Origin of the sequence: Marinibacterium sp. SX1 (assembly GCF_050389775.1) — a bacterium.
GTDB lineage: Bacteria > Pseudomonadota > Alphaproteobacteria > Rhodobacterales > Rhodobacteraceae > Marinibacterium.
Window position 1 is genome coordinate 1,571,296 of the sequence record NZ_CP177144.1, and the last position, 25,021, is coordinate 1,596,316.

13 protein-coding genes, 1 tRNA gene and 2 pseudogenes are annotated in these 25,021 nt (G+C 63.6%); 9 read left to right on the forward strand and 7 right to left on the reverse strand.

What is annotated here, in order from left to right:
- Nucleotides 1–117 precede the first annotated feature (117 nt).
- The 3 genes from parA to ACK3BB_RS07020 all read left to right on the forward strand — a co-directional run bounded on the left by parA (nt 118) and on the right by ACK3BB_RS07020 (nt 1,862).
- A complete protein-coding gene (gene parA / locus ACK3BB_RS07010) occupies nt 118–750 on the forward strand; it encodes a ParA family partition ATPase (protein WP_428928004.1) in 633 nt (210 codons plus the stop codon).
- Between the two features lie 99 nt (nt 751–849).
- The gene (locus tag ACK3BB_RS07015) at nt 850–1,191 is read left to right on the forward strand and encodes a zf-TFIIB domain-containing protein (protein ID WP_428928005.1); all 342 of its coding nucleotides are present in this window, start codon (nt 850–852) and stop codon (nt 1,189–1,191) included.
- Between the two features lie 89 nt (nt 1,192–1,280).
- On the forward strand, nt 1,281–1,862 hold the full coding sequence (locus ACK3BB_RS07020) for a hemerythrin domain-containing protein (protein ID WP_428928006.1): 582 nt from the start codon (nt 1,281–1,283) through the stop codon (nt 1,860–1,862).
- 16 nt (nt 1,863–1,878) lie between these two features.
- Here the strand turns inward: ACK3BB_RS07020 and ACK3BB_RS07025 are convergent, their stop codons facing one another.
- The 4 genes from ACK3BB_RS07025 to uvrB form a co-directional block, all read right to left on the reverse strand.
- Complete coding sequence (locus tag ACK3BB_RS07025) at nt 1,879–2,409, reverse strand: hypothetical protein (RefSeq protein WP_428928007.1); 531 nt, start codon at nt 2,407–2,409, stop codon at nt 1,879–1,881.
- 118 nt (nt 2,410–2,527) lie between these two features.
- The gene (locus tag ACK3BB_RS07030) at nt 2,528–3,076 is read right to left on the reverse strand and encodes a hypothetical protein (RefSeq protein ID WP_428928008.1); all 549 of its coding nucleotides are present in this window, start codon (nt 3,074–3,076) and stop codon (nt 2,528–2,530) included.
- A gap of 147 nt (nt 3,077–3,223) precedes the next feature.
- Entirely contained in the window at nt 3,224–3,619 is a 396-nt protein-coding gene (locus tag ACK3BB_RS07035) for a glycine zipper family protein (RefSeq protein ID WP_428928009.1), read from the reverse strand.
- Nucleotides 3,620–3,963: 344 nt separating this feature from the next.
- A complete protein-coding gene (uvrB, locus tag ACK3BB_RS07040; protein ID WP_428928010.1) occupies nt 3,964–6,150 on the reverse strand; it encodes an excinuclease ABC subunit UvrB in 2,187 nt (728 codons plus the stop codon).
- A gap of 431 nt (nt 6,151–6,581) precedes the next feature.
- Between uvrB and ACK3BB_RS07045 the strand changes: the two genes are divergently transcribed.
- Both ACK3BB_RS07045 and ACK3BB_RS07050 read left to right on the forward strand, forming a co-directional pair.
- A complete protein-coding gene (locus ACK3BB_RS07045) occupies nt 6,582–6,893 on the forward strand; it encodes an ETC complex I subunit (protein WP_428928011.1) in 312 nt (103 codons plus the stop codon).
- 1,283 nt (nt 6,894–8,176) lie between these two features.
- Nucleotides 8,177–9,324 (forward strand): IS3 family transposase gene (locus tag ACK3BB_RS07050; protein ID WP_428928012.1). Its coding sequence is split into 2 segments (ribosomal slippage): nt 8,177–8,426 and nt 8,426–9,324, totalling 1,149 coding nucleotides; the frame shifts between segments, so codons are not numbered across the junction.
- Here ACK3BB_RS07050 and ACK3BB_RS07055 read toward each other — a convergent pair.
- Nucleotides 9,311–10,085, reverse strand: a pseudogene (locus tag ACK3BB_RS07055) (IS5 family transposase). The gene ACK3BB_RS07050 and the pseudogene ACK3BB_RS07055 sit on opposite strands and share 14 nt — an antisense overlap.
- 1,111 nt (nt 10,086–11,196) lie before the next feature.
- Between ACK3BB_RS07055 and ACK3BB_RS07060 the strand changes: the two are divergent.
- Together ACK3BB_RS07060 and ACK3BB_RS07065 are read left to right on the forward strand one after the other, a co-directional pair.
- Nucleotides 11,197–17,049, forward strand: a complete 5,853-nt coding sequence (locus tag ACK3BB_RS07060; protein ID WP_428928013.1) for a DUF3320 domain-containing protein — start codon at nt 11,197–11,199, stop codon at nt 17,047–17,049.
- A gap of 203 nt (nt 17,050–17,252) precedes the next feature.
- Entirely contained in the window at nt 17,253–22,736 is a 5,484-nt protein-coding gene (locus ACK3BB_RS07065) for a RecQ family ATP-dependent DNA helicase (protein ID WP_428928014.1), read from the forward strand.
- Here the strand turns inward: ACK3BB_RS07065 and ACK3BB_RS07070 are convergent.
- Together ACK3BB_RS07070 and ACK3BB_RS07075 are read right to left on the reverse strand one after the other, a co-directional pair.
- Nucleotides 22,723–22,872, reverse strand: a complete 150-nt coding sequence (locus tag ACK3BB_RS07070) for a hypothetical protein (protein WP_428928015.1) — start codon at nt 22,870–22,872, stop codon at nt 22,723–22,725. The genes ACK3BB_RS07065 and ACK3BB_RS07070 overlap by 14 nt on opposite strands.
- Before the next feature lie 53 nt (nt 22,873–22,925).
- Nucleotides 22,926–23,375 (reverse strand): annotated as a pseudogene (locus ACK3BB_RS07075) (IS1096 element passenger TnpR family protein); the annotation flags it as partial.
- A gap of 1,140 nt (nt 23,376–24,515) precedes the next feature.
- Between ACK3BB_RS07075 and ACK3BB_RS07080 the strand changes: the two are divergent.
- On the forward strand, nt 24,516–24,698 hold the full coding sequence (locus ACK3BB_RS07080; RefSeq protein ID WP_428928016.1) for a DNA gyrase inhibitor YacG: 183 nt from the start codon (nt 24,516–24,518) through the stop codon (nt 24,696–24,698).
- Nucleotides 24,699–24,778: 80 nt separating this feature from the next.
- Nucleotides 24,779–24,853 (forward strand) — tRNA-Phe (locus ACK3BB_RS07085).
- The last annotated feature ends 168 nt before the right edge of the window (nt 24,854–25,021 follow it).

Genomic DNA, 25,021 nt, shown 5'->3' on the forward strand with positions numbered 1-25,021 from the left:
CGCCGTGGCCGGTGAATTCCCGGGCAGCCGGCGTCGCCCCGGCCCTTGGGCGGCGGATTAGCCGTTGCGCCGCGATGGGGCGTGGGTAATCTGATCGGCAGCGGTTCGGAGGGACGGATGGGCCACGTCATCACCATTGCACAGCAGAAGGGCGGAGCGGGCAAGACCACGCTGGCCATCAACCTGGCCGTGGCCTTTCGCGCGGCGGGCAAGTCGGTGGCGCTGGTCGATATCGATCCGCAGGGATCGGCCGGGCGCTGGTTCATGACCCGGCTCGAAGACCTGGGCGAGCCCGACATCGAATTCTCGACGGCCTCGGCCTGGGGCGCGTCCTACGAGGTGCGCAAGCTGGCCGACCGCCATGACGTCGTCATCATCGACACCCCGCCCAAGGCCGACAGCGACCTGCGCCCGGCCCTGCGCGCGGCCGACCTGGTGCTGATCCCGGTGGCCACCAGCCACGTGGACCTCTGGGCGGTCGAGGTCGTGCTCTACATGGCCGAACGCGAGAAGAAGCCGGCGATGATGGTGCTGACACGGGCGCGGCCCGGCACCCGGCTGGCCGCCGAGATCGCCGCCAAGATCGACGAGATGGATGCCCAGGTGGCCGAGACGGCGATGGCCAACCGGGTCGTCTATGCCGACACGATGGGCCACGGAAAGGCCGCGCTCGAGGCGCCCAAGGGCCCGGCCCATGCCGAGATGGCCGCCCTGCGCCAGGAGATCGAGGAGATGCTGGGCCGTCTGTAAGCCCGGCCGGGTCCGGCCATCGGCGGCCTGCCGCCGGCGCGGTTTGGGCCGGCGCGCACCACCCCCCATATCGGCCGGGCACCACGGATGGAGAGCCCGATGAAATGCCCGATTGACGGAACCCAGCTTGTCATGACCGACCGGAACGGGGTCGAGATCGACTATTGCCCGCAATGCCGGGGCGTCTGGCTGGACCGTGGCGAGCTGGACAAGATCGTCGACCGCAGCGGGGCAGGGGCCATGGCCCAGGACGCCCGTAGCCCGGCCCGGCGGCATGACGATTTCGACGATGACGACGACGACTATCGCTTTCGCGGCCATGACGGCCGTTACCGCGACGGTGATGACCGCTATCGCGACGAGGATGACGACCGGTTTGGCCAACACGGTGGGCGGCGCCGGCGCAAATCCTCCTTCCTGGGCGATCTCTTTGATTTCTGACGCCGCTTGGGCGGCTGCCCGGCGGGCTTGAGCCGCCGGGCGGGCTTTGACAGGATGGGCCAACCCGCACGCCAAGGGACAGCCCGCCCATGACCGGACCCGCCAGCCCGCCGCCCGATGACCCTTCTGATCCGCTGCTGGCCCTCGACCGGCGCCACGGCCTGCCCGAAGCGCTGCGCGTGCTGGCCGAGGCCTTCCCCCGGGCCGATTGGGAGGCTCATGCCAATTTCGGCGAGCTGGTGCGGTTCTGGATGGATCGCCACCTGATGTTCCGGCGCATCCTGGCCGCCCTGCACGACGATGCCCTTGCGCTTGAGGCAGGGCAGCTGGATCCGCAGCGCCATGGCGCGCGTCTGGTGCGGTATGGCGGCCTGCTGGTCAACGAGTTGCACCACCACCACCAGATCGAGGATCACCATTATTTCCCGCAGCTTGTCGGGCTGGTGCCCGAGATCGACCGGGCCTTCGACCTGCTGGAAACCGACCACGAGGCCATCGACCCGATGCTGCACGACCTGGCCGGGCAGATGAATGCCGTGCTGCGCGAGGGCGGGCCGGTGGGCGCTCTGGACGAGGCGCTGATGCGCTTTGAACGGCTGCTGGACCGCCACCTGACCGACGAGGAAGAGATCGTCGTGCCCGTGATCCTGAAATCGGGGTTCGTGGGCTGAGCGGCTCGCCGGTGGCTTAGCCGCCGGTTGCCAGGGCCGCGGCCAGGGGCGCGAAATGGTCGCCCACCTGTTCCGGCGCCGTGGCGATGGCCGTGCGGATGTCGTCCAGCGTGGCGGCGGTCAGATCCTGCAACGGGGCCACGGCCTGGGGCTGGACCGGGCGGTAGATCTGGAACCCGTGCAGCCGGGGCAGGCGGCTGTCGTCGACATTGTCCTTCACCGCCAGGCGCAGGCGCGTGTCGCCCTTGGCCAGGGCCATGCGCGCGGTGCGATAGGCCGTGTTGCCATCGAGCGCATTGCCCGCCCGGCGCAGCGCATACTTGGTGCAATCGAAACCGAATTCCGCATCGACCCCGGCGCAGAAATCCAGGTCGCGCTGCAGCTGGTCGGCGACCTCGGCGGTCAGGCTGGCCGACAGGCCGCTGCCGGCGGTGCGGTCACGGTGATCGCCCGAACGGTCGCCGGCGGCGGAGGCAGCCGGGGGCAGCCCGGCGACGAGACCGGCGGCAGCCAGGCACAGGGCGAAAAGGGCGGGAAAGCGGATCATCTGGGACCTCCTGTCGGGCCCGCAGGCTAGCACGCCGCGGCCGGGCCGTCCAAGCGGGTCGGACGGCCGGGCGCGGGTTTCGGCCGGGCCGTGGCAAGGCGGTGTCGCCCGAAGGGTGTCAGACCAGGCGCAGGATCGTGCCGATCAGCAGCAGGGCCGAGCGCAGCAGAACCTTGTTGGATTCCAGCGCCGCGGCAATGCGCTGGAAATGCTCGCCATTGTCATCGGGCGCGCGCAGCAGCACGGTCTGGGCTTCCTCGATCGCCTCGACGACGCGGGCCTTGGACGCGGGCAGGGCCTCGGTCTTGATCGGCCGATAGGTGTTGAACCCCTTGCGCAGCGGCGGCATGGAGGGATCGGCGTTTTCCTCGACGATGGCCCGGATCTTGCGCCCGACCTCGTCCAGCGCCTCTTCGACGGGGGCGTAATCGGGGTTCTGCCGCAGCTTGCGCGCGCCGCGGAAATAGGCGTCGTCGTAGCAATCGTAGCGATAGTTCTTTTCCAGCCGGAAGCAGCGCTGGAAATCGCCCCTGAGCTGGTGGATCAGTGCATTTGTGGTGCGGGCGCTGAGCCCGCGGGCATCGGGCCTGTCACCGCCGTAGCCGGTGGCCATGGTGGCCGAAAGGGCCACCGAACAGCCAAGCAGAATCGCTGCAAAACGTCTCATGAAATCACTCCTTACAATGCGGTGACCGTAGCATGGAAAGGAGCGGGGCAAAAGCGCGGGCGGGGGCCGCCCGGGCGGTTCCTGTCGCGGAGCGCCCGAACCGGCGCGCGATTGGGCGCTGGTTCGGGCGGGTGAGCCGCAGGGCGGTTAGCCGACGACCTTGTAGCCGCGGCCGCGCATGCAGTTCTTGATGATGTTTTCCTTGGCCTGCTGCTGTTGCAGGGCACTGCCGGCCAGGCCGGCGATGGCGCCCACGGCGGCGGCGTCACGCACGTTGGACCCGCGGTTGTTGACCAGGGCCGTGCCGGCGGCGGCGGCACCGGCGGCCACGGCGGTGTTCTGCGCGGCATCCGAGCCCAGGGCGCCCTGCGAGGCGGCGATCTGCTGGCAGGAATAGAGATCAGCGCTGTAGTTGGGGCCGACGGGGCCGTCGATGACCGGCTGGTAGCTGGCCCCGGTATTGGCGCAGGCGCCGGCCAGCAACAGGGCGGGCACGGCGGCCAGCGAGGCAATGCGGCGGGTGGCAAATTTCTTGAATGGCAACACGAATACTCCCAGAGCGCGGGCCGTCAGGGCCCAATTTTCACCTTGGCCACGATGGGGGGATCGGCGCGATCTTGCAAGTATCGGCGTGCTTTTGCCGGGAAATCGGAGGCGGGGTGCCGATGCTGCCGGGGCGTTTTTTGCCGTGTGGGGGCGCTTTGGTCAGGAGCTGCGCCGGGATGGGTGCCAGTTGTTTGGTTGCGATGGTGGGCAAGCCGGCCCATCGGTGAAAGGACAGATCGGGTGCCTGCGTCTATGGATGCTTGAGCCCCGGCAATTTCGCCGTCGCCACAAGCATTTCTTCCCCCGCTTGTCGCAAGCAATCCGGAAGCTGAGGTGGATTGCTACCGCTTCCGCCGCTTCACATTCCCGCCCCGTTGTCCCGGCCGGCCCGCCGTTGACCGCCCCTTGCTCTTCACCGCCGCCTCGGCCGCCGCTTCGACGGCCGATTGGCGGGCGAGGGGGTCGTCGTGGACGGCCAGGTCCACCGCTTCCAGCCGCTTGATCTCGTCGCGCAGGCGCGCGGCTTCCTCGAATTCCAGGTTCTCGGCCGCCTTGCGCATGTCGTCGCGCAACCCGTCCAGCACCGCCTGCATGTTGCCGCCCTGCAGCTTGGGATCGATCGTCGCCGTGACCCGCGACATGTCGGTGTCGCCGTCGTAGAGCCCGGCCAGCACGTCCTCGACGTTCTTCTTCACCGTCTCCGGCGTGATGCCGTGTTCCTCGTTATAGGCGATCTGCTTGGCCCGCCGGCGCTCGGTCTCGCCCAGGGCGCGCTCCATCGAGCCGGTCACCCGGTCGGCATACATGATCACCCGGCCCTCGGCATTCCGCGCGGCGCGGCCGATGGTCTGGATCAGCGAGGTCTCGGACCGCAGGAAGCCTTCCTTGTCGGCATCGAGAATGGCCACCAGACCGCATTCGGGAATGTCGAGCCCCTCGCGCAGCAGGTTGATGCCGACCAGCACGTCAAAAGCGCCCAGGCGCAGGTCGCGCAGGATCTCGATGCGTTCCAGCGTGTCGATGTCGGAATGCATGTAGCGCACCTTGATGCCCTGTTCATGCATGTATTCGGTCAGGTCCTCGGCCATGCGCTTGGTCAGCACGGTGGCCAGGGTGCGGAAGCCGGCGGCGCTGACCCGGCGGACCTCGTCGAGCAGATCGTCGACCTGCATCTCGACGGGGCGGATCTCGACCTGGGGATCGAGAAGGCCGGTGGGGCGGATGACCTGTTCGGTAAAGACGCCGCCCGATTGTTCCAGCTCCCAGGCTGCCGGGGTGGCCGAGACAAAGACCGATTGCGGGCGCATGGCGTCCCATTCCTCGAACTTGAGGGGGCGGTTGTCCATGCACGACGGCAGGCGGAAGCCGTGTTCGGCCAGGGTGAACTTGCGCCGGTAGTCGCCCCGGTACATGCCGCCGATCTGGGGCACCGAGACGTGGGATTCATCGGCAAAGACAATGGCGTTGTCGGGGATGAACTCGAAAAGGGTGGGGGGCGGCTCGCCCGGGGCGCGTCCCGTCAGGTAGCGGGAATAGTTCTCGATCCCGTTGCAGACGCCCGTGGCCTCAAGCATCTCGATGTCGAAATTGGTGCGCTGTTCAAGGCGTTGCGCTTCCAGCAGCTTGCCTTCGCCGACCAGCTGGTCAAGCCGCTGGCGCAGTTCCTTTTTGATGTTCACCACGGCCTGGTTCATCGTCGGCTTGGGCGTGACATAGTGGGAATTGGCATAGACGCGGATCTGGTCGAAGGTGCCGGTCTTCTGGCCGGTCAGCGGGTCAAGCTCGGTGATCGCTTCCAGTTCCTCGCCGAAGAACGACAGCTTCCAGGCGCGGTCTTCGAGGTGGGCGGGCCAGATTTCCAGGGAATCGCCGCGCACGCGGAAGGAGCCGCGGGAAAACCCGGCATCGTTGCGGCGATATTGCTGGGCCACCAGGTCGCGCATGATCTCGCGCTGGTCATACAGCCCGCCGGCCTTGAGATCCTGGGTCATGGCGCTGTAGGTCTCGACCGAGCCGATGCCATAGATGCACGACACCGAGGCCACGATGATCACGTCATCGCGTTCGAGCAGCGCCCGGGTGGCCGAATGGCGCATCCGGTCGATCTGTTCGTTGATCTGGGATTCCTTCTCGATATACGTGTCCGACCGGGCGACATAGGCCTCGGGCTGGTAGTAATCGTAGTAGCTGACAAAGTACTCGACCGAGTTGTCGGGAAAGAAGCCCTTGAATTCACCGTACAATTGGGCGGCCAGCGTCTTGTTGGGGGCCAGGATGATGGCCGGGCGCTGGGTTTCCTCGATGACCTTGGCCATGGTGAAGGTCTTGCCCGTGCCGGTCGCGCCCAGAAGGACCTGGTCGCGTTCGCCGGCCAGCACGCCCGAGGACAACTCGGCGATGGCCGTGGGCTGGTCGCCGGCCGGAGAGAAATCGGTCTGCATGCGGAAGCGGATCCCGCCTTCGAGCTTGGCCCGGTCGCGCACGGCGGGTGCGGGGGCATGCAGGATCGGCATATCGGTGTCGGGCATGGCAGAGAATCCTTTCGCAGATAGAATGGTCTGTTTTTGTTCCGGTTCAAGACCCTGAAACCTGCTGACAGGGCGGGGTGTCGGGGAGGAAATGCTGCTGTGCAGCGTCTGTAATAAAAATGTGATGCGCGGGGATGTGTTGAGCCGTCAATGGGTTAGCTCGGCGGGACCGTTCATCGGTGAATGGAGGCTTTGCGGATGCAGCGGAATCGGGGTATTTTTGCTGCACGTGCAAAGTCATGGGCGCCGGCGGGGTCGTGTCTCCTCTCCTCCCTCCTCCCGGTAAACGGCTCGCCGGCGCCCATTCTTTCCGCCCTTCCCGACATGTCGCCATCCCGGCGTTCACCAGCGGCGAAAAGCGCCCTTGCCCGGCTGCGGGGCTTGGCCCATATATCGGAGCACCGCAATGTCCCCGAGCAAGGAGCAAGCCCATGCGCGCGCGCATCTTCCAGCCGGCCCGCACGGCCATGTCGTCGGGAATGGCCAAGACCCGGGACTGGCTTTTGGAATACGAACCGGCCTCGTCGCGCGAGATCGATCCGCTGATGGGCTGGACGTCGTCGGACGACACCCAGCGCCAGGTGCGCCTGCGTTTCGCGACGCGCGAAGAGGCGGTGGAATATGCCCGCGAGAACGGGATCGACGCCCAGGTGATGGAGCCGCACAAGCGCAAGCCCAACATCCGGCCGCGCGGCTACGGCGAGAACTTTGCCACCGACCGCCGGGGCGCCTGGACGCATTGAGCCTGTTGTAAATCGGGGCAAAGTTGTCTCGAAATTGGGGCAAGGATCCCGCGAAGCCAAGCTTTAATCAAGATATAGGGCGCCCGCTGGGCGCCTTCTCCATATGCTGATATCGCACCCTCTCGTATCGATCGGGCCAAGTTTCGGATGACGAGACCATATGGGGCAGCCAAGGTCTGTTTCGAATGGCTGCGATGCATCCACCCTCACTTGGCTTTTTAGTCATTCCTCCAGGCAGTCGGTCCAGTGAGGCGCTTCGACCGGCCATAAGATCTCGGATGGGTCCGCTTAGACGATGCGCATGTTGGGCTTGTTGACGCCACTGAACTGAGAGGCGGATCGCTTTGGCCTGGCAGTAGTCAGAGAAAGCAGATGAATGCGCAAACGCAAGCATAAGTTTGCGTAAGGGGTGTCAGGGGCGAAACGTCTCGCCTGGTGTCCCTGGGCTGCTCTCTGAAAGATGGTGATAGAGGCGCTGGGACAGATGCTCCGGCGCCTTTCGCGTATAGAGAGGATCCGCGGTTCGTGGCTTGATGACGCGGCTCCGGTGGAGGGCGTCGCTCCGTCGCGATATGACCCTGAGCATGGCTCTGCGGCGCTCGCGATGGTGAGGCCCTGCACACAAGGCCGCATTGAAACGGTGTAAGCTCTGACGAAGACCTTTAAGCAAACGCCAGCTGTCGCTACGATCCTGAACCTATATCCGCGTCGGAGAGATTGTCAGGTGTCCGCCACAGCAACAGATGCCTACGCCGACGCCATTGCTGGCGTCTGTGGAGACGACGTTGACCTCGATCCGGTCGAGCGAAGCCTCATCCACCTCAAGCGCCGGAAGGTGATTTCCGGCCGAAGGCAGGTCACCCTTCTTGTCCGCCGCCGGCGCGAAATCAGATCTGAGTGACACCTCGCGAGGGCCTCTAAAGGTACTGGGCTCAACAGCAGATACGAATACACGAAGCGTCATCGCTCTTGGGGGCGAATGGTTTGCTTCAAGGGGGTATAGTCACCGCTCACGTCCGGCGCTGCATGATGCTCTGCCCTGGCTCGAAGGGGGGCAAAGCTGCCATGCGGTGGTGCAGCTGGTTTCGCCCGACTTGATCGCCTTGAAGCGCGGTGAGCGTGGTACGATCGGGTATCGGCAAACTGCTGATGATGTGGTGGGCGTGGTGGATAGGAGGAACCACAACGCCAACTACAAACCTACCTGCCATTCGTGTGTGTGCTGGCCTGCTGCCGGTTTTGTGGGCACCGAGATAAGGTGTTCATGAAACTGGAGAATTCACATGACGAGAAGAGCATTCAGCCGCGAGTTGAAACAGGAAGCGGTGGAGCTGATAACGAAGCGTGGCGTCAGTACGGCGCAGGCTTCAAGAGATCTTGGAATACACGCGACTGTACTTCGCCGGTGGGTGCGGGCATCTGAGATAGACGGGTCGGCTGCGTTCCCCGGACACGGCAAGCTAACCCCGGAACAAGAAGAGCTCAGAAGCCTGCGGCGCGAGGTTTCGAAACTGAAGGCGGAGCGGGACATCCTAAAAAAGGCCGCAGCCTACTTCGCCAAGGACCGGCTGTGATGTTTTGGTTTGTGGCGAAACACCGAGGGGTGTGGCCAGTCAGTTGGATGTGTGACGCGCTCGGTGTGTCACGGAGCGGCTTCCATGCCTGGCTGACGCGACCACGCAGCAACCGGTCGATCCGCGATGAAGAGCTGTCGCTGGCGATCCGCGCGAGCTTTCTGCGTTCAGACAGGACCTATGGCGCACGGCGGGTCTGGCACGATCTTCTTGAAGAGGGCTATTCCTGCGGGTTGCATTGCTTTGAGCGACTGATGCGGCAGGCGGCCTTCAGAGCTCGTCCAAAGCGTCGGCAACCACCGAAAGACGAGGGCACGAGATCGATCAAAGCTGCCAATGTGCTTGAACGTGAGTTCGATGCGGATGGTCCGAACCAGAAGTGGGTAGCGGACTTCACCTACATCTGGACAGTGGAAGGCTGGCTCTATGTCGCCGCCGTCATTGATCTCTTCTCGCGGCGTGTCGTCGGATGGCCAATGAGCGATCAGATGACGTCGCAGATGGTCACGGACGCCTTGATTATGGCGATCTGGCGCAGAGGTCGACCAAAGGAGCTACTGCATCATTCCGACCAGGGCAGCCAGTATACCAGCGAACCATTCCAAAGGCTGATGGACGACCACGGCATCACCTGTTCGATCGGCCGGTCCGGAAATGTCTGGGACAATGCTGCGATGGAAAGCTTCTTCTCTTCGCTGAAGACAGAACGGATCAAACGCAAAACCTACCGAACCAGAAAGCAGGCGCGTGCAGATGTCTTCGATTACATCGAATGCTTCTACAACTCGAAGCGCCACCACTCGACCATAGGCTATCTAAGCCCTATCACATTCGAGGAGCGAGCTATGAAAGCTTAAGTTGTCGTCCACGAAACCGGCAGCAGGCCAAGGCGAGGAGGACGGCAGCGAGGTAGTTTGTGGCGGTCTTTTCGTATTGGGTGGCGACCTTGCGGAAGTGCTTGAGCTTGTTGAAGAACCGTTCGACGAGGTTGCGCTGCCGATAAAGCGCGGCATCGACCGAGCGTTGCAGCTTGCGGTCGCGTCGCGTGGGAATGTGGGCGCGCCCGCCATGCACGGCGATCAGATCGAGAATGGCGCGGGCGTCGTAGCCGCGATCCGCGACGACATCGCCGGGAGCGGGATGCGTCGCCAGCAATTCACCGACCGCCGCCTTGTCCGAGGCCTGTCCCGGCGACAAGGTGATCGCCACCGGCAGGCCGCGATGATCGACCATGGCATTGATCTTGGTGCTCAATCCGCCACGAGAGCGACCGATGGCGTGATCCTCGCCCCCCTTTTGCCCGAGGCTGCGTGCTGATGAGCACGGATGATCGAACTGTCGATGAATTGCATGCTGCCGGGGAATTTTCTGCAATGGTTTCAAAGGCCTGCACCCAGGCCCCGGCCTTGGCCCAGCGATTGAAGCGGTTTTAGACGATTGTATGGGGGCCGTAGCGCTCGGGCAGATCGCGCCAGGGCGAGCCGGTTCTCAGCACCCAGAAGATGCCGTTGAGCACCCGCCGGTCATCCACCCGCGCCACGCCGCGCGGCTTGTTGGGCAGAAGCGGCTGGATCAGCCCCCACTCGAAATCCATCAGATCGAAACGTGCCGTGATCACCTCCATCGCTGAAAGTGAAACACGTACATCAGCTCCAGGGAATCCCGTTTATGGGTTCAGAACCTAAGGGCTGTGGTCGCAGGGCGGTCAGAGTGCCGCAAAGTGTTTCGAGCGCGGCAAGGCTCAGTTTTCGGCTTGTCTTGCGGCTCCCATGGGGCCGATCCGGGGAAAAATGGAGCTGCAAGGCGCTCAATCAGCCAACCGCGGAGATCCCGGTGCAGTGCGATGGCGTCCTCAGGTGTGACAGGGGGCAATGCGACGCGGTAGCGCCTCGGGGAGGGCGTTCATGGAGGTCACGCCGGCGGCGCGCATGAAACGGCGTGCGCAATGCTTGCCGGTTTCCCGATGGCCAGAGGGGATGAGGTTGGTCCGGGCGTGGCGCAGAGATGCCGACCGCTGTGATGGCGGAGTTCGGTCTCTTGCGCGAACCTGCTCCTGTTGCCGTGCAGCAGGGCGCGCTGGGGGCGTCATCGTCTGGCCTTGTTGCATCGTTGTCGCGGTTCCCGGGGGGATGTCGTTGCGACCGGCGGGCACATTGCGGGTCACGTCGGCCAGCTCATTCGGCTGAGCCGGACCGAAGGTATCGCACAGGCAGCCCGCGACGTTTGGGGTGCCGACGGATTTGCGAGGCAGCAGATCTGCCAAGTTACGGAAACACAGAGGGAGCCAATCTGCCAGAAAGAGAGCTTGAGGTGGAGGTCGCCTATTACTGCGACCGTTCCGCCATCGGCGGGCATTTCGACAATGTAGGGTCGGGCAACACGGCTTTCTATGGGGTCGCACGCGTTTTGACCAATCGGGAACACAGGGGGGCACCGGGCTGATGCAGGATGCGCCCGTGCGCTTTCCGCTTTCAGTCAGTCTTTTCCTGTCTCAGTGCTTGCTTTCACGTAAATTATTGATTTCTTGAATTATTTTTGCGCCTGGGCGACGGCCTCAAAGGTCTGAATTTGCTCGGCTGGGCGTGCCTGAAGATTGTCCTCTCGCAAGCTTGGCTGGGCGGGGCAGTGCCGAATGTGACGCTGAGGCCCGAGGATTCCGGCCGTGCAATTGACAGTTGAATACCTCTATGCCTGAGTGCTTAGAGATCCAAGGGCCAAGTAGCGTAAGAATGTCGGTTGATACGGTTGAGGAAGAGTCGCGTGACCAGCTCGTTCTGGAGCTGTCCGTCGCGCAGAAAGTGAACTTTGCATCGTCCCAGAACGGTGTCTCGGTTCTGAAAAATGTCGTGTTGCAGAACCATTCAGATGAGCCGCTGGAGACTTTAACTCTCGAACTGACATGCCGTCCCGGTCTGATCCGCCCGAAGAGCTGGACGGTCGACCGACTGGCGCCGGGGCAACGACAAGAGCTGGGCGACCTGGAAACGCCCTTGGATACGGTGATCCTGGGCGGTCTCAACGAGGCAGAGTGGGGAGAACTGCAGTTCGTCGTGAAACACGGCGAGACAGAGCTGTTGCAGGAGCAACGCCCGATCGAGATGCTGGCCCGAGACGAATGGGGTGGCGTCGGCGACATGGCGCATCTGCTTGCGGCCTTTGTCTCTCCCAATGACACGGTTGTCGCTGGTGTCCTCAAGGAGGCCAGTCGGCTACTGGAGGGTGCCGGGCAGAGCGGTGCCATGGATGGCTACCAGTCCCGCGACCCGTCCCGTGCATGGATGCTGGCCGGGGCGATCTGGTCGGCCGCGACCGGCATGGGGCTGACCTATGCGGTGCCTCCGGCAAGTTTCGAGTTGAACGGCCAGAAGGTGCGCGACCCCGGCCGCATCAAGTCCGAGGGTCTGGCCACCTGTCTCGACAGTGCCCTTCTGCTGGCCGGCTGCTTCGAGGCGGCTGGTCTCAACCCCGTGGCGCTCTTCTCCGAGGGGCATGCCTGGACCGGTGTTTGGCTGACGGAGCGGGATTTCGGGACCATCAGCGAGCCCGACGTGATGACGGTCCGCAAGGCCATCGATGCGCGCGAATTCGTGGTCATGGAGACCACCTTGCTGACGAAGAAACCCAGCGTCGGGTTCGAGGAGGCGGTTGATACGGCGCGCGAGCTGACATCCGAGCGCAATGAACACAGCTTTGTCATGGCAGTCGACATCCGGCGCGCCCGGGCGGCCCGGATTCGGCCGCTTGCCAGCCATCGCTCCGAGCCGGAGGCAGAGGCGGAAGACGTCGTTGCAAGTCCGGCAGCCCTGCCGCGCCCGCTGGATCTGGGCCTGTTGCCGGGTGACCTGATCGAGGATGAGGCCTCGACGCCGGCGGACCGGATCTCTCGCTGGCAGCGCAAGCTTCTGGACCTATCGCTGCGCAACCGGCTGCTGAACTTCAAGGACAGCAAGCAGACGCTGCCCTTCCTGTGCCCTGATGTCTCGGCGCTGGAGGATCAGCTGGCCGACGGCAAGAAGTTCCGCGCTCTGGCGCTCAAGACCGAAGATCCCGTCGGCACGCGCGATCTGCTGGCGAAGGAAGAGCCCCTGCTCCTTGAAGAGGTCGCGAAGGATGCCTTCGCGAAGGGCCAGATCGCGGTCCCGCTGACCCGTAAGGACAGCGATCGTCGGCTGCTCGAGCTGCATCGCCGTGCCAAGAGCGACATGCAGGAAGGCGGAACGAACACGCTGTTCCTGGCCGCCGGCTTCCTGCGCTGGAAGAAATCCGAAGGAGATACGCGCAGCTATCGCGCGCCGCTGCTGCTGGTGCCGGTAAAGATCTCGCGCAAGTCTGCGCAATCGGAATTCGTGATCGAGCATCACGAGGACGACGTGCGCTTCAACACCACGCTGCTGGAGTTTCTCAAGCGGGATTTCGACCTGAAGGTGCCCGAATTGGAGGGGGAGCTGCCGCGGGACGAGAGCGGTTTCGACCTGCCGCGCATCTTCGAGACCATGCGCCGCAAGGTGCGTGATGTCGCCGGTTTCGAGGTGATCGAAGAGCTGGCGCTGTCGACCTTCTCTTTCTCCAAGTTCCTGATGTGGAAGGACCTAGTGGAACGGACCGACAGCCTGCGCGAGAGCGCGCTGGTAAAGCATCTGGTGGACAACCCGACCGAGCCCTTCCTGGCCGAAGGGACGCCGGGACTGCCGGTTGCGGTCGATGTGGACCGCAGGCTGGCGCCGCGCGACCTGTTCACGCCGCTACCCGCGGATTCCTCTCAACTTGCCGCCGTTCTGGCCGCGCAGGAGGGGCATGACTTTGTCCTGATCGGGCCGCCGGGCACGGGCAAGAGCCAGACCATCGCCAATATCATATCGCAATGCCTCGCCATGCAGAAAACGGTTCTCTTCGTGGCCGAGAAGTCGGCGGCGCTGGACGTGGTGCAGCGGCGGCTTGCGTCGCATGGGCTGGGCGATGCAGTACTGGAGCTGCATTCCAACAAGGCCGACCGGAAATCGGTGCTGTCTCAGCTGGGTCGCAGTTGGGAGCGGGCGGCCAACGCGTCGGACGCCGACTGGATCAAGGTGACGGATGACCTGACGGTCACTCGCGAACAGCTGAACACCTATGTCAAGGCGCTGCACCAGAAGGGGACGCAAGGCTTCAGTGTTTTCCAGGCGATCGGCAAGGCTGCCGGTCAGGAACAGCCGTTCAGCCTGTCCTTCGCGAACAAGGACGCGCATGATGCGGAGAGCTACACGCATCTGAAGGCACTGGCCGAAGCCCTTGGCCGGTGCTGGGAAATTGTTGCGGGCCGCCAGCCGTTGCCGCTGGTGCGGGCGGAGGAGTGGTCTTTCGGCTGGCAGGCGGAGCTGCTTGAGCGGAGTGCCCAGCTGAGCACGGCCACCCGCGAGCTGGCAGAGGCCGCCGAGGCGCTCGCGCGCCAGGCCGGGCTGACCTGGACGGGCGCGGGCGAGGCGTCCGAGATCGCGCCGCTGCTGCGCCTCGCGTCGATCCCCGAGACTGGCGAGGATGTAAGCTGGTCACTGACGCGGGATGTCGTCGAGGTGCAGACGCAATCCGAGGCTCTAACGGACCAGCTTGCCGCCTACACCGCCGCCGCCGGTCGGACCTCTGCGAGCTATCCGATGGCGCAGCTGGACAGCATTCCTCTGGATCAGCTCGATGCCAGCTGGCGGCTTGCACAGACCAAGATGTGGCCCTTCTCGATCTTTGCCAAATCCTCGGTGCGCAAGCTCTTGCAGACCTATGCGGAGCGCGGAAAGGCCGATCCCCGTTCCGATATCGCCGCGCTGGCGGAGGCCAAACGTGCCCGAGTCGAGGTTGAGGCAACTCCGCTCACCAGGTGTCCGGTGGTCAAGGGCGTGGAAACGGATCCTGCACGTCTCGCTGACTGGATGGGCCAGGCGCAGGCAATCACGACGGTACTCGCCGAGATCGCGCCTGCGGTCGCCGATCCGGCCCGTTGGGATCTGGCCCGCCAGAACCTTGCCCAACGGAACGGCGGTGACCTGCGGGCGGCGATCACGCTCTTCCAGCGCAAGCATGATAGCTGGCAGGAGCATGCCGGGGCCTTCGCGCAGGTGGCGCAGGCATCGCCCGAGGGCATGGCCCTGTCGGAGCTGCTCGCATCTCTGCAGGCCATCCAGGACAACAAGGAGCACCTGCAGGATTGGACCCGTTGGGTCGAAGTCCGCACACAAGCCAGCGGGGCAGGGCTTGAGGCTCTCGTCCATGCCGTCGAAGAAGGCCGGATCGAGGGCGATGTCGATGCAGCCTTCGCCTCGGCCTATGCGACCTGGTGGTTGCCGCAGGCCATGGATGCGCAGCCTGAATTGCGGGGGTTCTCCCATTGGTCGCACGAGGATGCGATTAAGCGCTTCCGGGAATTGGACGACCGCGCAACGGAGATGGCAGCGGGGCAGGTCCTGTCCCGCATCCAGCATGGCTTGCCAGCGCAGGATGCCGTCGCGCGCCGGTCTGAACTTGGCACGCTGCGGCACCAGCTTGGGCTGCAGCGGCCCAGTATGCCGATCCGCACGCTGATCTCGGAAATGCCCGACGCTTTCACCAAGTTGGCCCCCTGCGTGCTGATGTCCCCGCTGTCGGTGGCGCAGTACCTCCCAGCGGGGCAGGCGGCTTTCGATGTGGTGATCTTCGACGAGGCGTCCCAGATCACCACCTGGGACGCGATCGGCGCGATCGCGCGGGGCAAGCAGGCGATCATCGTCGGCGACCCCAAGCAGCTTCCCCCGACGAACTTCTTCGGGCGCAGCGACGCCGGTGAAGACGACCTGCCGGAAGCCGAGCGCGACCTGGCGTCCATCCTGGACGAGGTCGCCGCGGCAGGCATCCCGACGCAGCAGCTCGATTGGCACTATCGCAGCCGGGACGAGGCGCTTATCGCCTTCTCCAACTGGCATTACTACGGCGGCCGCCTGGTGACCTTCCCGTCTCCGGCAACGGCGTCGGAAGCGGTGAGGCTGCACCAGGTCGATGGCGTCTATGGGCGGGGTCAGGGCAGGACCAACGAGGCCGAAGCCCGCGCCATCGTGCGCATGACGGTGCGCCGCCTGAACGAATGGCTGACCTGGCCTGAAGATGAGCGGCTGACACTTGGTGTCATCACCTTCAACGCCGAGCAGCAGGGTCTGATCCTCGACCTGCTGGACGAGGAGCGGCGGAAGAACCCGGATCTGGAATGGTTCTTCGAGGATGCGCGGGAAGAGCCGGTCATCGTCAAGAACCTGGAAAACATCCAGGGGGACGAGCGGGACGTGATGCTGTTCTCGATCACCTTCGGCCCTGACCATGCGGGCAAGCTGTCGATGGCCTTCGGTGCGTTGAACAGCGACGGAGGCGAGAAACGTCTCAACGTGGCGGTGACGCGGGCACGGGCAGAGCTGCATGTCTTTGCCTCGATCCGCGCCGACCAGATCGACCTGACGCGCACCAAGGCGGTGGGTGTGAAACATCTCAAGGGGTTCCTCGATTTTGCAGCGCGTGGGCCGGTGGCGCTTCCAGAGCAGGACGACGGTTCGCTCGGTCCGGTCGAGAACGTCTTCGAGGCCGCGATCAAGGTCGCCATAGAGGCGAAGGGTTGGGAGCTGCGTCCGCAGATCGGTGTGTCCGGCTTCCGGATCGATCTTGGGGTGGTGCATCCCGATCACGCAGGTGCCTACCTCGCCGGGATCGAATGCGATGGCGCGACCTATCACGGATCCGCCACGGCGCGGGACCGGGACAAGGTGCGGCAGGCGGTGCTGGAAAACCTTGGCTGGACGATCTTCCGGATCTGGTCGACCGACTGGTTCCGCAATCCTGCGGCCGTGGTCGAACGCATCCACACCGCGCTGACCGAGCGCCTTGAGGCGGATCGCGCCAGGCGGGCCGAAGAAGACACGGCGCGCCAAGCGATGCCCGCGGAGGATGCCGATGACGTCGAGGCCTCGCACATGGCCGAGGCGGCAGAGACGAACGAGGCCGAGGGGGCGCTTGCGAAGAGCGGCGCTGAAGACAGTACCACACCGCCAGAGCCTGTCCGGCAAGAGCCACAATTTGCCCGGGCGACACCGTCAGCAGTCATGCCGCAGGTGGAAGGAGCAGAGCCCACCGAAGCCAGCCCCGATCCCGACAGGTTCTACGATGCCGACTATATTCCCATCCTTGAGCGCCTGATCGCGGGCGTGGTCACGCGCGAAGGGCCCATGCCGATCGCCCTGCTGGGCAAGCGGGTTTCCGGGATGCATGGCTGGCAAAGAACCGGACGTCGGATCTCTGAACGGGTGTCCAGGGCACTTGGTGGGGTCGAGCTGCATCCCGAGAACGGTGTCGATTTCCTTTGGGCGGTGGGAACGAAAGCCGACAGGGTCGGTTTCCGGTCGGGACTGGATCGATCGATCCGGGATGTTTCCCGAGCGGAGATCGCGGAGCTTTATGATCGCCATGCGGCTGAGCTGAGCAGGAGCGAGGATCCCGTCCTCGATCTGGCGCGGTATGCGGGGATTGCGAGACTGTCGGCAGACGCGCGTTCATACCTGTCGGACTGCCTGGCATGGCGATCCACTGCCAGTGAGTGAGCAAGAGAGACCGGGCAGTCGCATGATTGCCCGTCGGATCGGGTGCGTTGTTGCAGTCTTCCGCCACCACGATATCAAGCGGCTTTGGTCGGCGCTGTCTCGTCACTACTCATAAGCCTATGGAAATGCGTCATAACCAACTTTTGTCCCGGTGTCTGTCAATCGATCTTGAGGTCGATCCTTCCAGGGCAAAGATCTTTGGTATGGCGGCCGTGCGCGGTGATGAACGGCCGGCTCTGAAGTCGATGGACGGGATCTCCGAAGAGTTCCTTGATCAACTCGAAGCACAGGTCGGAGATGTGGCGCATCCGATTGGACATAACGTCCTGAAGCACGACCTCGAACATCTGATCGCGAAACGACCCCGGCTTGGCCAAATCATTCGAGCGCCAATCGATACATTGTGGCTGAACCCGCTGGCCTTCCCGCGGAACCCATACCATCACCTGGTGAAGCACTATCATGACGGGCGCCTTGCCTCCGGGCATGTGAATGATCCCGAACTGGACGCGCGCCTTGTCTTCGAGGTGCTCGCCAACCAGCTGGATGCTTTTGCAAAACTGGAGGAGGACGCGCCCGATGCGCTGGTTGCCTACCATTATCTGACCACACGCATGGAACGCGCCGGCGGCTTTGATGCCGTGTTTTCCTATCTGCGCGGCAAGAATTGTCCAGGCTATGACGAGGCTGGCGCAGCGATCAGGCGGTTGCTTGCCGGGCGCGCCTGCGGGTTGCGTGTTGAGCAAACGTTGCGACGCCTGAGCAGCCCCCAGAACGGCTGGCCGATGGCCTATGCCCTGTCGTGGATTACGGTGGCAGGCGGCGACTCTGTCATGCCTCCCTGGGTGAGGGCGCAGTTCCGCGAGGCATCTCTGATCGTCAGGCACCTGCGCGACACCTCTTGCAAGGATCCGACCTGCACCTGGTGCGCCGAGCAGAACGACCCGGTGCGCGCCCTGGAAAGGTGGTTCGGGTTCCCCAGCTTTCGCCCCAAGCCGGTCGACCCGGATGGACGCCCGCTGCAGGAACGCATCGTCGACGAGGCCATGTCCGGCAACAGCCTGCTTGGGATCCTGCCGACAGGGACGGGCAAGTCGCTGTGCTACCAGGTGCCGGCGCTGTCACGGTTCGACAAGATCGGCGCGCTGACGGTGGTGATCTCTCCGCTTGTCGCGTTGATGGCGGATCAGGTTCAGGGGATGGAGCGTGCCGGGATCTCCTGCTCGGTCACGATCAACGGCATGATGTCCATGCCGGAACGTCAGGATGCGCTCGACAAGGTCCGAATGGGCGATGCCGGGATCCTCATCATCTCTCCCGAGCAACTTCGCAGTCCTTCGATCCGGAACGTGCTGGCGCAGCGCGAAGTAGGGCTATGGGCGATTGACGAGGCGCATTGCGTGTCGAAATGGGGGCATGATTTCCGGCCGGACTATCGCTATCTCGGCCGCTTCATCAGGGAGTTCTCAGGCGATCAACCACCTGCGCCCGTGCTCTGCCTCACCGCGACCGCAAAGCCCGAGGTGGTTGCGGATATCATCGAACACTTTCAGACCAAGGCCGGGGTCGAGCTGTTGCCGCTTGACGGAGGCGCCTCACGGACAAACCTGGCGTTCGAAGTTCGGCCGACGACCAAGGCCTCGAAGTTGTCGGATGTGCTGAACGCCCTTGACGAACTGCTGCCCGCCGATGGGCGCTCGGGCGCGGTGGTTTATTGTTCCTCGCGCAAGGAAACCGAGCGGGTGGCCGAGTTCCTGAAGTCTCAGGGTGTGGATGCGGCGCATTTCCATGCGGGGATGAGCGCGGACGACAAACAGGTCGTGCAGGAACAGTTTCGGGTGGGCGAGCTGCGCGTGATCGCCGCGACCAACGCCTTCGGGATGGGGATCGACAAGCCTGACATCCGATTGGTCGTCCACGCCGATATCCCTGGGTCTTTGGAAAACTACCTTCAGGAGGCCGGGCGCGCCGGACGGGACCGCGAGGACGCCCATTGCGTCCTGTTGTTCACGGCGGACGATGTGGAACGTCAGTTCCGGCTGACAGCCAGTTCGCGCCTCGCCCGGCATGAAATCGGGGCAATCCTCAAGGCGCTGCGTCGGATCGACGAGCGGACCAAGAAAACCGGCAAGGTCGTCGCGACATCGGGTGAGATCGTCCGGTCCGAGAAAGACCAGGCGTTCGAGCGCGACAGCGCAACGGACGACACCCGCGTTAAGACGGCCGTGTCCTGGCTGGAGGAAGCGCATCTTGTATCGCGGGAAGAGAACCGGGTTCAGGTGTTCCCGTCCTCCCTGCGGGTGCGGTCTGTGGATGAGGCGAAGCAGCGGTTGGCCGGGGCAGACCTGACCCTCGCGCATCGCAACCAACTTCTGGCCATCGTGGCGCATCTGGTCTCCGCCCCGGCTGACGAAGGCGTGTCGACCGATGAGCTTTGCGGTGTGGCGGGGATATCACCCGGTGCGCTGCCAAAGGCCATGTCGACGCTGGAAACGCTGGGTATCGCGCGCAACGACGTTGCGATGACGGTCTTTTTGCACGTTGGTGTTGCCAAATCCTCGACACAGAGACTGGCTCAGGTTTCGGCGCTGGAGGGCGATCTGATCGCGCTCATGCAGGAGCTGGCGCCGGATATGGATGACCGCACCCCGGTTCCGCTGAACCTTGCTGAAACCTGTCAGAGCTTGCGCGACAAGAACCATTCGGATGTCAGGCCCGATGCGGTCGACAGATTGGTGCGGGGGATTGCCCAGGATGGCCGAAGTCAGGACGGCGGTCGCGGGAACATTTCCCTGCGCAAGGTCAGTCGCAACACGCTGATGGTCACCCTGGTGCGGCCCTGGAGAATTGTTCGGGCAACGGCAAACTTGCGGTGGCAAGCGGCTGAACTGCTTCTGACCTATCTGACAGGCCGGCTCGACAAGGGCGCCCGGGGCAAGGATCTTCAGGTTGAGACAACGGTCGGCGACCTGCTGGCACAGCTGAATAAGGATGCCTTCCTGAAGACCAGTGGCATTGGTGACATGACCAAGCTCATGGAAAGAGCGCTGCTGTGGCTGCATGAACAGGGTGTTCTGACGCTTGGCAAGGGTCTGACGGTGTTCCGTTCTGCCATGACGGTCTATCTCGACCCGGCAGGGGGGCAGTTCACCCAGACGCATTTCGCGCCGCTGGAGGACCACTACGGCGAGCAAACACTCCAGACCCACGTCATGGCGACCTATGCCGAAACAGGGCTGCGGGCGATGAGCGATGCATCGCGCCTGTCCGAAGACTACTTCCTGCTCAACAAGGAGCAGTTCATGAAACGGTGGATGCCGGGCATGGGCCGCGAGGTCCGACGGCAGACCACCAGCGCCTCCTGGGAGGAGATCGTCGAGAAGCTGGGCAACAAGGTCCAACAGGAGATCGTGACAGATGACCGGGACCGGACGAATGTTCTGGTCCTGGCGGGCCCGGGGTCGGGCAAGACGCGGGTGCTGGTCCACCGGATCGCCTATCTGCTGCGTATGAAACGCGAGGACCCGCGCGGTATTCTGGTTCTCGCTTACAACCGGCACGCAGCGGCCGAAATCCGCGTGCGGCTGCGCGCTCTGGTCGGCGACGATGCCATAGGCGTCACGGTCTGCACCTGTCATGCGCTGGCGATGAAGCTCGTGGGGGCCAGTTTTGTGGGCCAGCGGGCCGACACCGAAGATTTCGATGGCATCGTGATGGAGGCCGTGCACCAGCTCGAGGGCGAGGGGCTGTCGAAATCCGAAGCCGAAGCACAGCGCGAGACCTTGATCCAGGGCTATCGCTGGATCCTCGTGGACGAGTATCAGGACATCGGGCCGGAAGAGTATCAACTTATCTCGGCGGTCGCGGGCAGATCTCTTGAGGATGCCGACCTGAAGCTCAGCCTGTTCGCCGTCGGGGATGACGATCAGAACATCTATGCTTTCAACGGCGCCTCCGTCGGATTCATTCGGAAGTTCGAAGAAGATTACAAGGCGCGGCCGGCCTTCCTGGTCGAGAACTACCGTTCGACCAATCACATCATTGCGGCGGCCAACGCGGTGATTTCGGCGGCGCCGGATCGGATGAAGGTGGATCATGAGATCAGGATCAACACAGATCGCAGGCGTGATCCCGAAGGTGGAGTGCTCGCAAAGGCGGATGGCGTCGGGCAGGGCCGGGTTCAGCTGCTGAATGTCCCCTCCGGCGACCTGCCCCAGGCGATCGCTGCCGTCGACGAAATGGTGCGGCTGTCGAAGCTGGACCCGGATTGGTCTTGGACCCGCACCGCGATCATCTCTCGCGACTGGAAAAGGCTCAGCGCGGTCCGGACTTATGCTGAAAGGCAGGGTATCAAGGTCGAAATGGCCAATCAGGACCTACCGAATATCTGGCGACTGCGCGAGACACAGGCGCTCGTGGCAAGTCTGCGCCGGCGACAGGGAGAGCTGCTGGGCGTTGCCGACATCAACGACCTCCTCAACGAGCAGTCGCGCAACAAGTGGGGCGACCTGTTGGCAGAAGGCATCGCCGAGCTGGCGAGAGAGCTGAAGACAAAGACCATGCCGGTGCCCGATATCGTCGAATGGCTGGCTGAATGGTCCCGTGAGACACGGGGCGAGCAGCGCGGGCTGCTCCTGCTGACTGCGCACCGGGCCAAGGGGCTAGAGTTCGATCATGTTGCTATTCTGGATGGCGGTTGGGACCGGGCATCGAAGAACGAAGACCGTGATGCTCCGCGCAGGCTTTTTTACGTCGCGATGACGCGGGCCAGAAAGGGCCTGATCGTTATGGCTTCGGGTGAGCATGCGTTGCTGAAACCCGGCAGTCCCTGCGTCGTAGAAAGACAGGTCGTGCCGCATTTCCCGGCTGGAGGACTGCCTTCGAGGGTCTACCATCTGCCAAACCTCAAGTATGCCGACCTGTCATATGCCGGTCGCCAGGGAGATCGGCACGAGGTGCACCGTGCAATCCAGGAATGCCGGGTGGGTGACCCGCTACACCTGGACTACCGAGTCCCCAACTGGGAGTTGCTGGACCGGCAAGGCCGCCTCTTGGGGCGCATGTCAAAGTCATGGGAGCATCCGCCGGGGCAGGTCTTGGTCTCTGGTGCGGTTGGAGCTGTGGTCCATTGGCGAAAGTCGGATGGCGACGAGCAATACGCGCACTACGCGCGCCGAGATGAATGGGAGACCGTCCTTCCCGAACTGGTCTTTGCCCCTCCGGGCCAGGTGCCACCTGCCGAGTCGTTGGCCGATACAGCTGTCGACAGTGCTGTTGCCCGTGCCTATCCGGCAGGCGGCATGGAGACCCAAGGCGGGCAACCTGCGAAAGCCATCGAGTCGGATGATCCGGCTGCGCTCGTTGCGCTTGCGCAGCGCATCTACACAGAAAGCCGGTCGTGGGAGGAGTTTATCGACCGCTTCAAAGAACGGGGTCTTGAAGTGGTGCCCAAGGGGGGCGGCCTCGTGCTCAAGGACGGGACCGATGGGCGCGAGCTGTGCAAGATGTCGGCATTGGGGCTCACCTACAAAAAGACGGTGCAGGGCTTCGAGGAGGGGTTTCCCGGCCATCCGTCTCCCGCCATGGCGGACCACGCTCTGGGAAAAAAGAAGGAGGCTGGGCCGAGGCGACAAAGGCGCAGCAAGCCTTCGGGCGAAGAAGATGGCTTTGATATCATGGATGAATGACATCGCTGGCGCGTTCTCGCTGTCTCGCTTTGCGGTTCCGCTCGAAAGCCAGCATCCCCACCGTCTGCTTGGCCGCGATGTCGCGGACCGCCGCGGTAATGGCTGACTCTCCGAAATCCCGCGGATCAATAACCATCGGAGCATGTCCTTGTGCGCCGCGTGATGGCCATTGGCCGTAGCCTCCAGGAAATCCCTGAAACCGGGCGGGCCGCTGATGTCGTCCTGCGGCCCGGTGCGCGCACCATCCTGATAGATGGGGCAGTCGATAGGTGGATCCGCGACCGCCATCTGTTCGACCACGCCCCGATGGTGCCAGTTGCCACCGAACTCGTAGGTGCATTCGAACTCTGCTGCACCGCGCCCGAACAGGGGGCCAAGTACATGTTCTTGACCGGCGCCGCTCGTTTCCGGGTTGGTGCCTTGTCCGGACGCTGAAAGGCGGCTGACGTAGGACTTGAACTCGCGCGTCGAGGTGAAGTGCCGATATCCGGCCGCGCTTGCGAGTGAGATCAGCTCTGCGCCCTTGCGCCGGGGAACAGCAACGTGTTCGGGTAAATCGGTCTGGACACCGTTGCGCCAGACTAGGTCTCGGATCTCACGTTGCTCGCCGGTTTCGGCGTCAACAAAGTCGAAGGGCATCTCGCCTTGTGCGCGGCCTTGCTCCGCTACCCAGTCGTTCAGGGTTTCCAGTTCAATGGCTTTTTCTTCGCGGGCGATGCCGCCGAGAAGAACCTTGTCGGCCAATCTGGCCGAGCGCGATCCTTCCTGGATCGCAGTGTCAGAGGTGGTCGCGGTTTTTGGACCAGTTTGCCGCCAAAGGTGCCGAAGAAAAGCACCATGACGGGATGGCAAACCTTGAGAACAAGACACGGTTGTGATCGAGGCCAAGGCGACCGCCGATCATGTTCGGGCTGCTGTCGATCTGCGCAACAGCGCGGTTCAGAGCGCCTTCGATGTCACCGGTATCTTGGCTGTGAAGGCAGGGTAACTTCGCCTTTCCGATCAGGATCGTGCTCGATGTGGCCTAAATCTTGCCTTTGATCGGATGCTTCCAGACATCGAACAGCCCCCATGGCCTCATTGGCGGCCTGGAGGGCGGAAAACGGTAGGTGGAGGTGCTGTGGGGGCCGATCTCCTTGGCCTCCTGGTGCCTACGCCTGACAGTGACGCCGTCCCGCAAGTGGTCTTTCCCTTCGGCATCCGCGCAACTCTTTTCCAGGATCATGGGGCTGAGCGAGCTTACAGATCCTGCGGAGTGATGGCGCATTGAAACCATTCCTTTGCCCGCGTAGGGCCGCTCCGTTTGCGGATCTTTTCTCCGGGAGTGTGTCGTGTGAGCTCCGAGCGCTTCGGGTTCTTGGGCGGCATGGGCGTTGCCAGCTTGTGTGTCCACCTGGGCGACGTGATGTGGGGCGCGCATAGGTCAGACGACATTCCGATTGTGAGCACAAAAACCGCTGCGGCGCGGCTTTTGTGTGTTTCATCGGATGGTCCGGTCAAAGATTGCGGACGAATAGGCCGCGTCTGACACCCCGGGACATTGTCGCCAGGCCAAGTACGGGATGACAAATGAAGTATGCATTTTCCGTGGCTTGGACCCAACCTACGTCCACCTCCGCCGCAGGCAGGACACGACACCAAGGCGCCCCCCCCCCCGGGGCGCCTTTTTCATGAGCGTATGAGGGTGTTTCCCGCGCGGCCGGGGCTGCGGTGGACCGGGTGGGGGATGCGGCGCGGCGGGCTCTGGTCAATCGCGCCGGGGGCTGGCACTCTGCGGCCATGTCCTGCCCGATCTGCCAATCCCCGACCTGCCATGATTACCGCCCGTTCTGCTCGCGCCGCTGCGCCGACCTGGATCTGGGGCGCTGGATGACCGGGGCCTATCGCACGCCCCTGGTCGAAACCGATGACGAACTCGACGAGCTTGCAGAAGCCGTTGAAGAGCGACGCGAGGTTCACTGAAAAAAGGCGCGAAAAGGCTCTGGACACCCTCGCCGGTTACGCCTAGAACACCGCGACCCAGAGGTAGCAACCTCTCCCGTGCCCGGGTAGCTCAGGGGTAGAGCAGTGGATTGAAAATCCTCGTGTCGGTGGTTCGATTCCGCCCCCGGGCACCATTTTATTCCAGGGAATAAAACCGACCCGGCGCATGTCCTGCGTCGCGTTTTGCCGTATCGCGCCGGGCTTGGCGGTCGGCCTCTGCTTGCCATGATTTTGACACAACCTATGCGGGCTGGATCTCGTTCGGCGGGGCCGGTTGTGTGCAGTCGTACATTCCAAAAAAC

Coding starts and splice junctions, on each gene's coding strand:
- uvrB (WP_428928010.1), bottom strand. CDS start 6,150: ATGCCCGACACCGATATGCCGATCCTGCATGCCCCCGCACCCGCCGTG.
- ACK3BB_RS07030 (WP_428928008.1), bottom strand. CDS start 3,076: ATGAGACGTTTTGCAGCGATTCTGCTTGGCTGTTCGGTGGCCCTTTCG.
- ACK3BB_RS07045 (WP_428928011.1), top strand. CDS start 6,582: ATGCGCGCGCGCATCTTCCAGCCGGCCCGCACGGCCATGTCGTCGGGA.
- ACK3BB_RS07080 (WP_428928016.1), top strand. CDS start 24,516: ATGTCCTGCCCGATCTGCCAATCCCCGACCTGCCATGATTACCGCCCG.
- ACK3BB_RS07070 (WP_428928015.1), bottom strand. CDS start 22,872: ATGGTTATTGATCCGCGGGATTTCGGAGAGTCAGCCATTACCGCGGCG.
- ACK3BB_RS07020 (WP_428928006.1), top strand. CDS start 1,281: ATGACCGGACCCGCCAGCCCGCCGCCCGATGACCCTTCTGATCCGCTG.
- ACK3BB_RS07060 (WP_428928013.1), top strand. CDS start 11,197: ATGTCGGTTGATACGGTTGAGGAAGAGTCGCGTGACCAGCTCGTTCTG.
- ACK3BB_RS07025 (WP_428928007.1), bottom strand. CDS start 2,409: ATGATCCGCTTTCCCGCCCTTTTCGCCCTGTGCCTGGCTGCCGCCGGT.
- ACK3BB_RS07015 (WP_428928005.1), top strand. CDS start 850: ATGAAATGCCCGATTGACGGAACCCAGCTTGTCATGACCGACCGGAAC.
- parA (WP_428928004.1), top strand. CDS start 118: ATGGGCCACGTCATCACCATTGCACAGCAGAAGGGCGGAGCGGGCAAG.
- ACK3BB_RS07065 (WP_428928014.1), top strand. CDS start 17,253: ATGGCGGCCGTGCGCGGTGATGAACGGCCGGCTCTGAAGTCGATGGAC.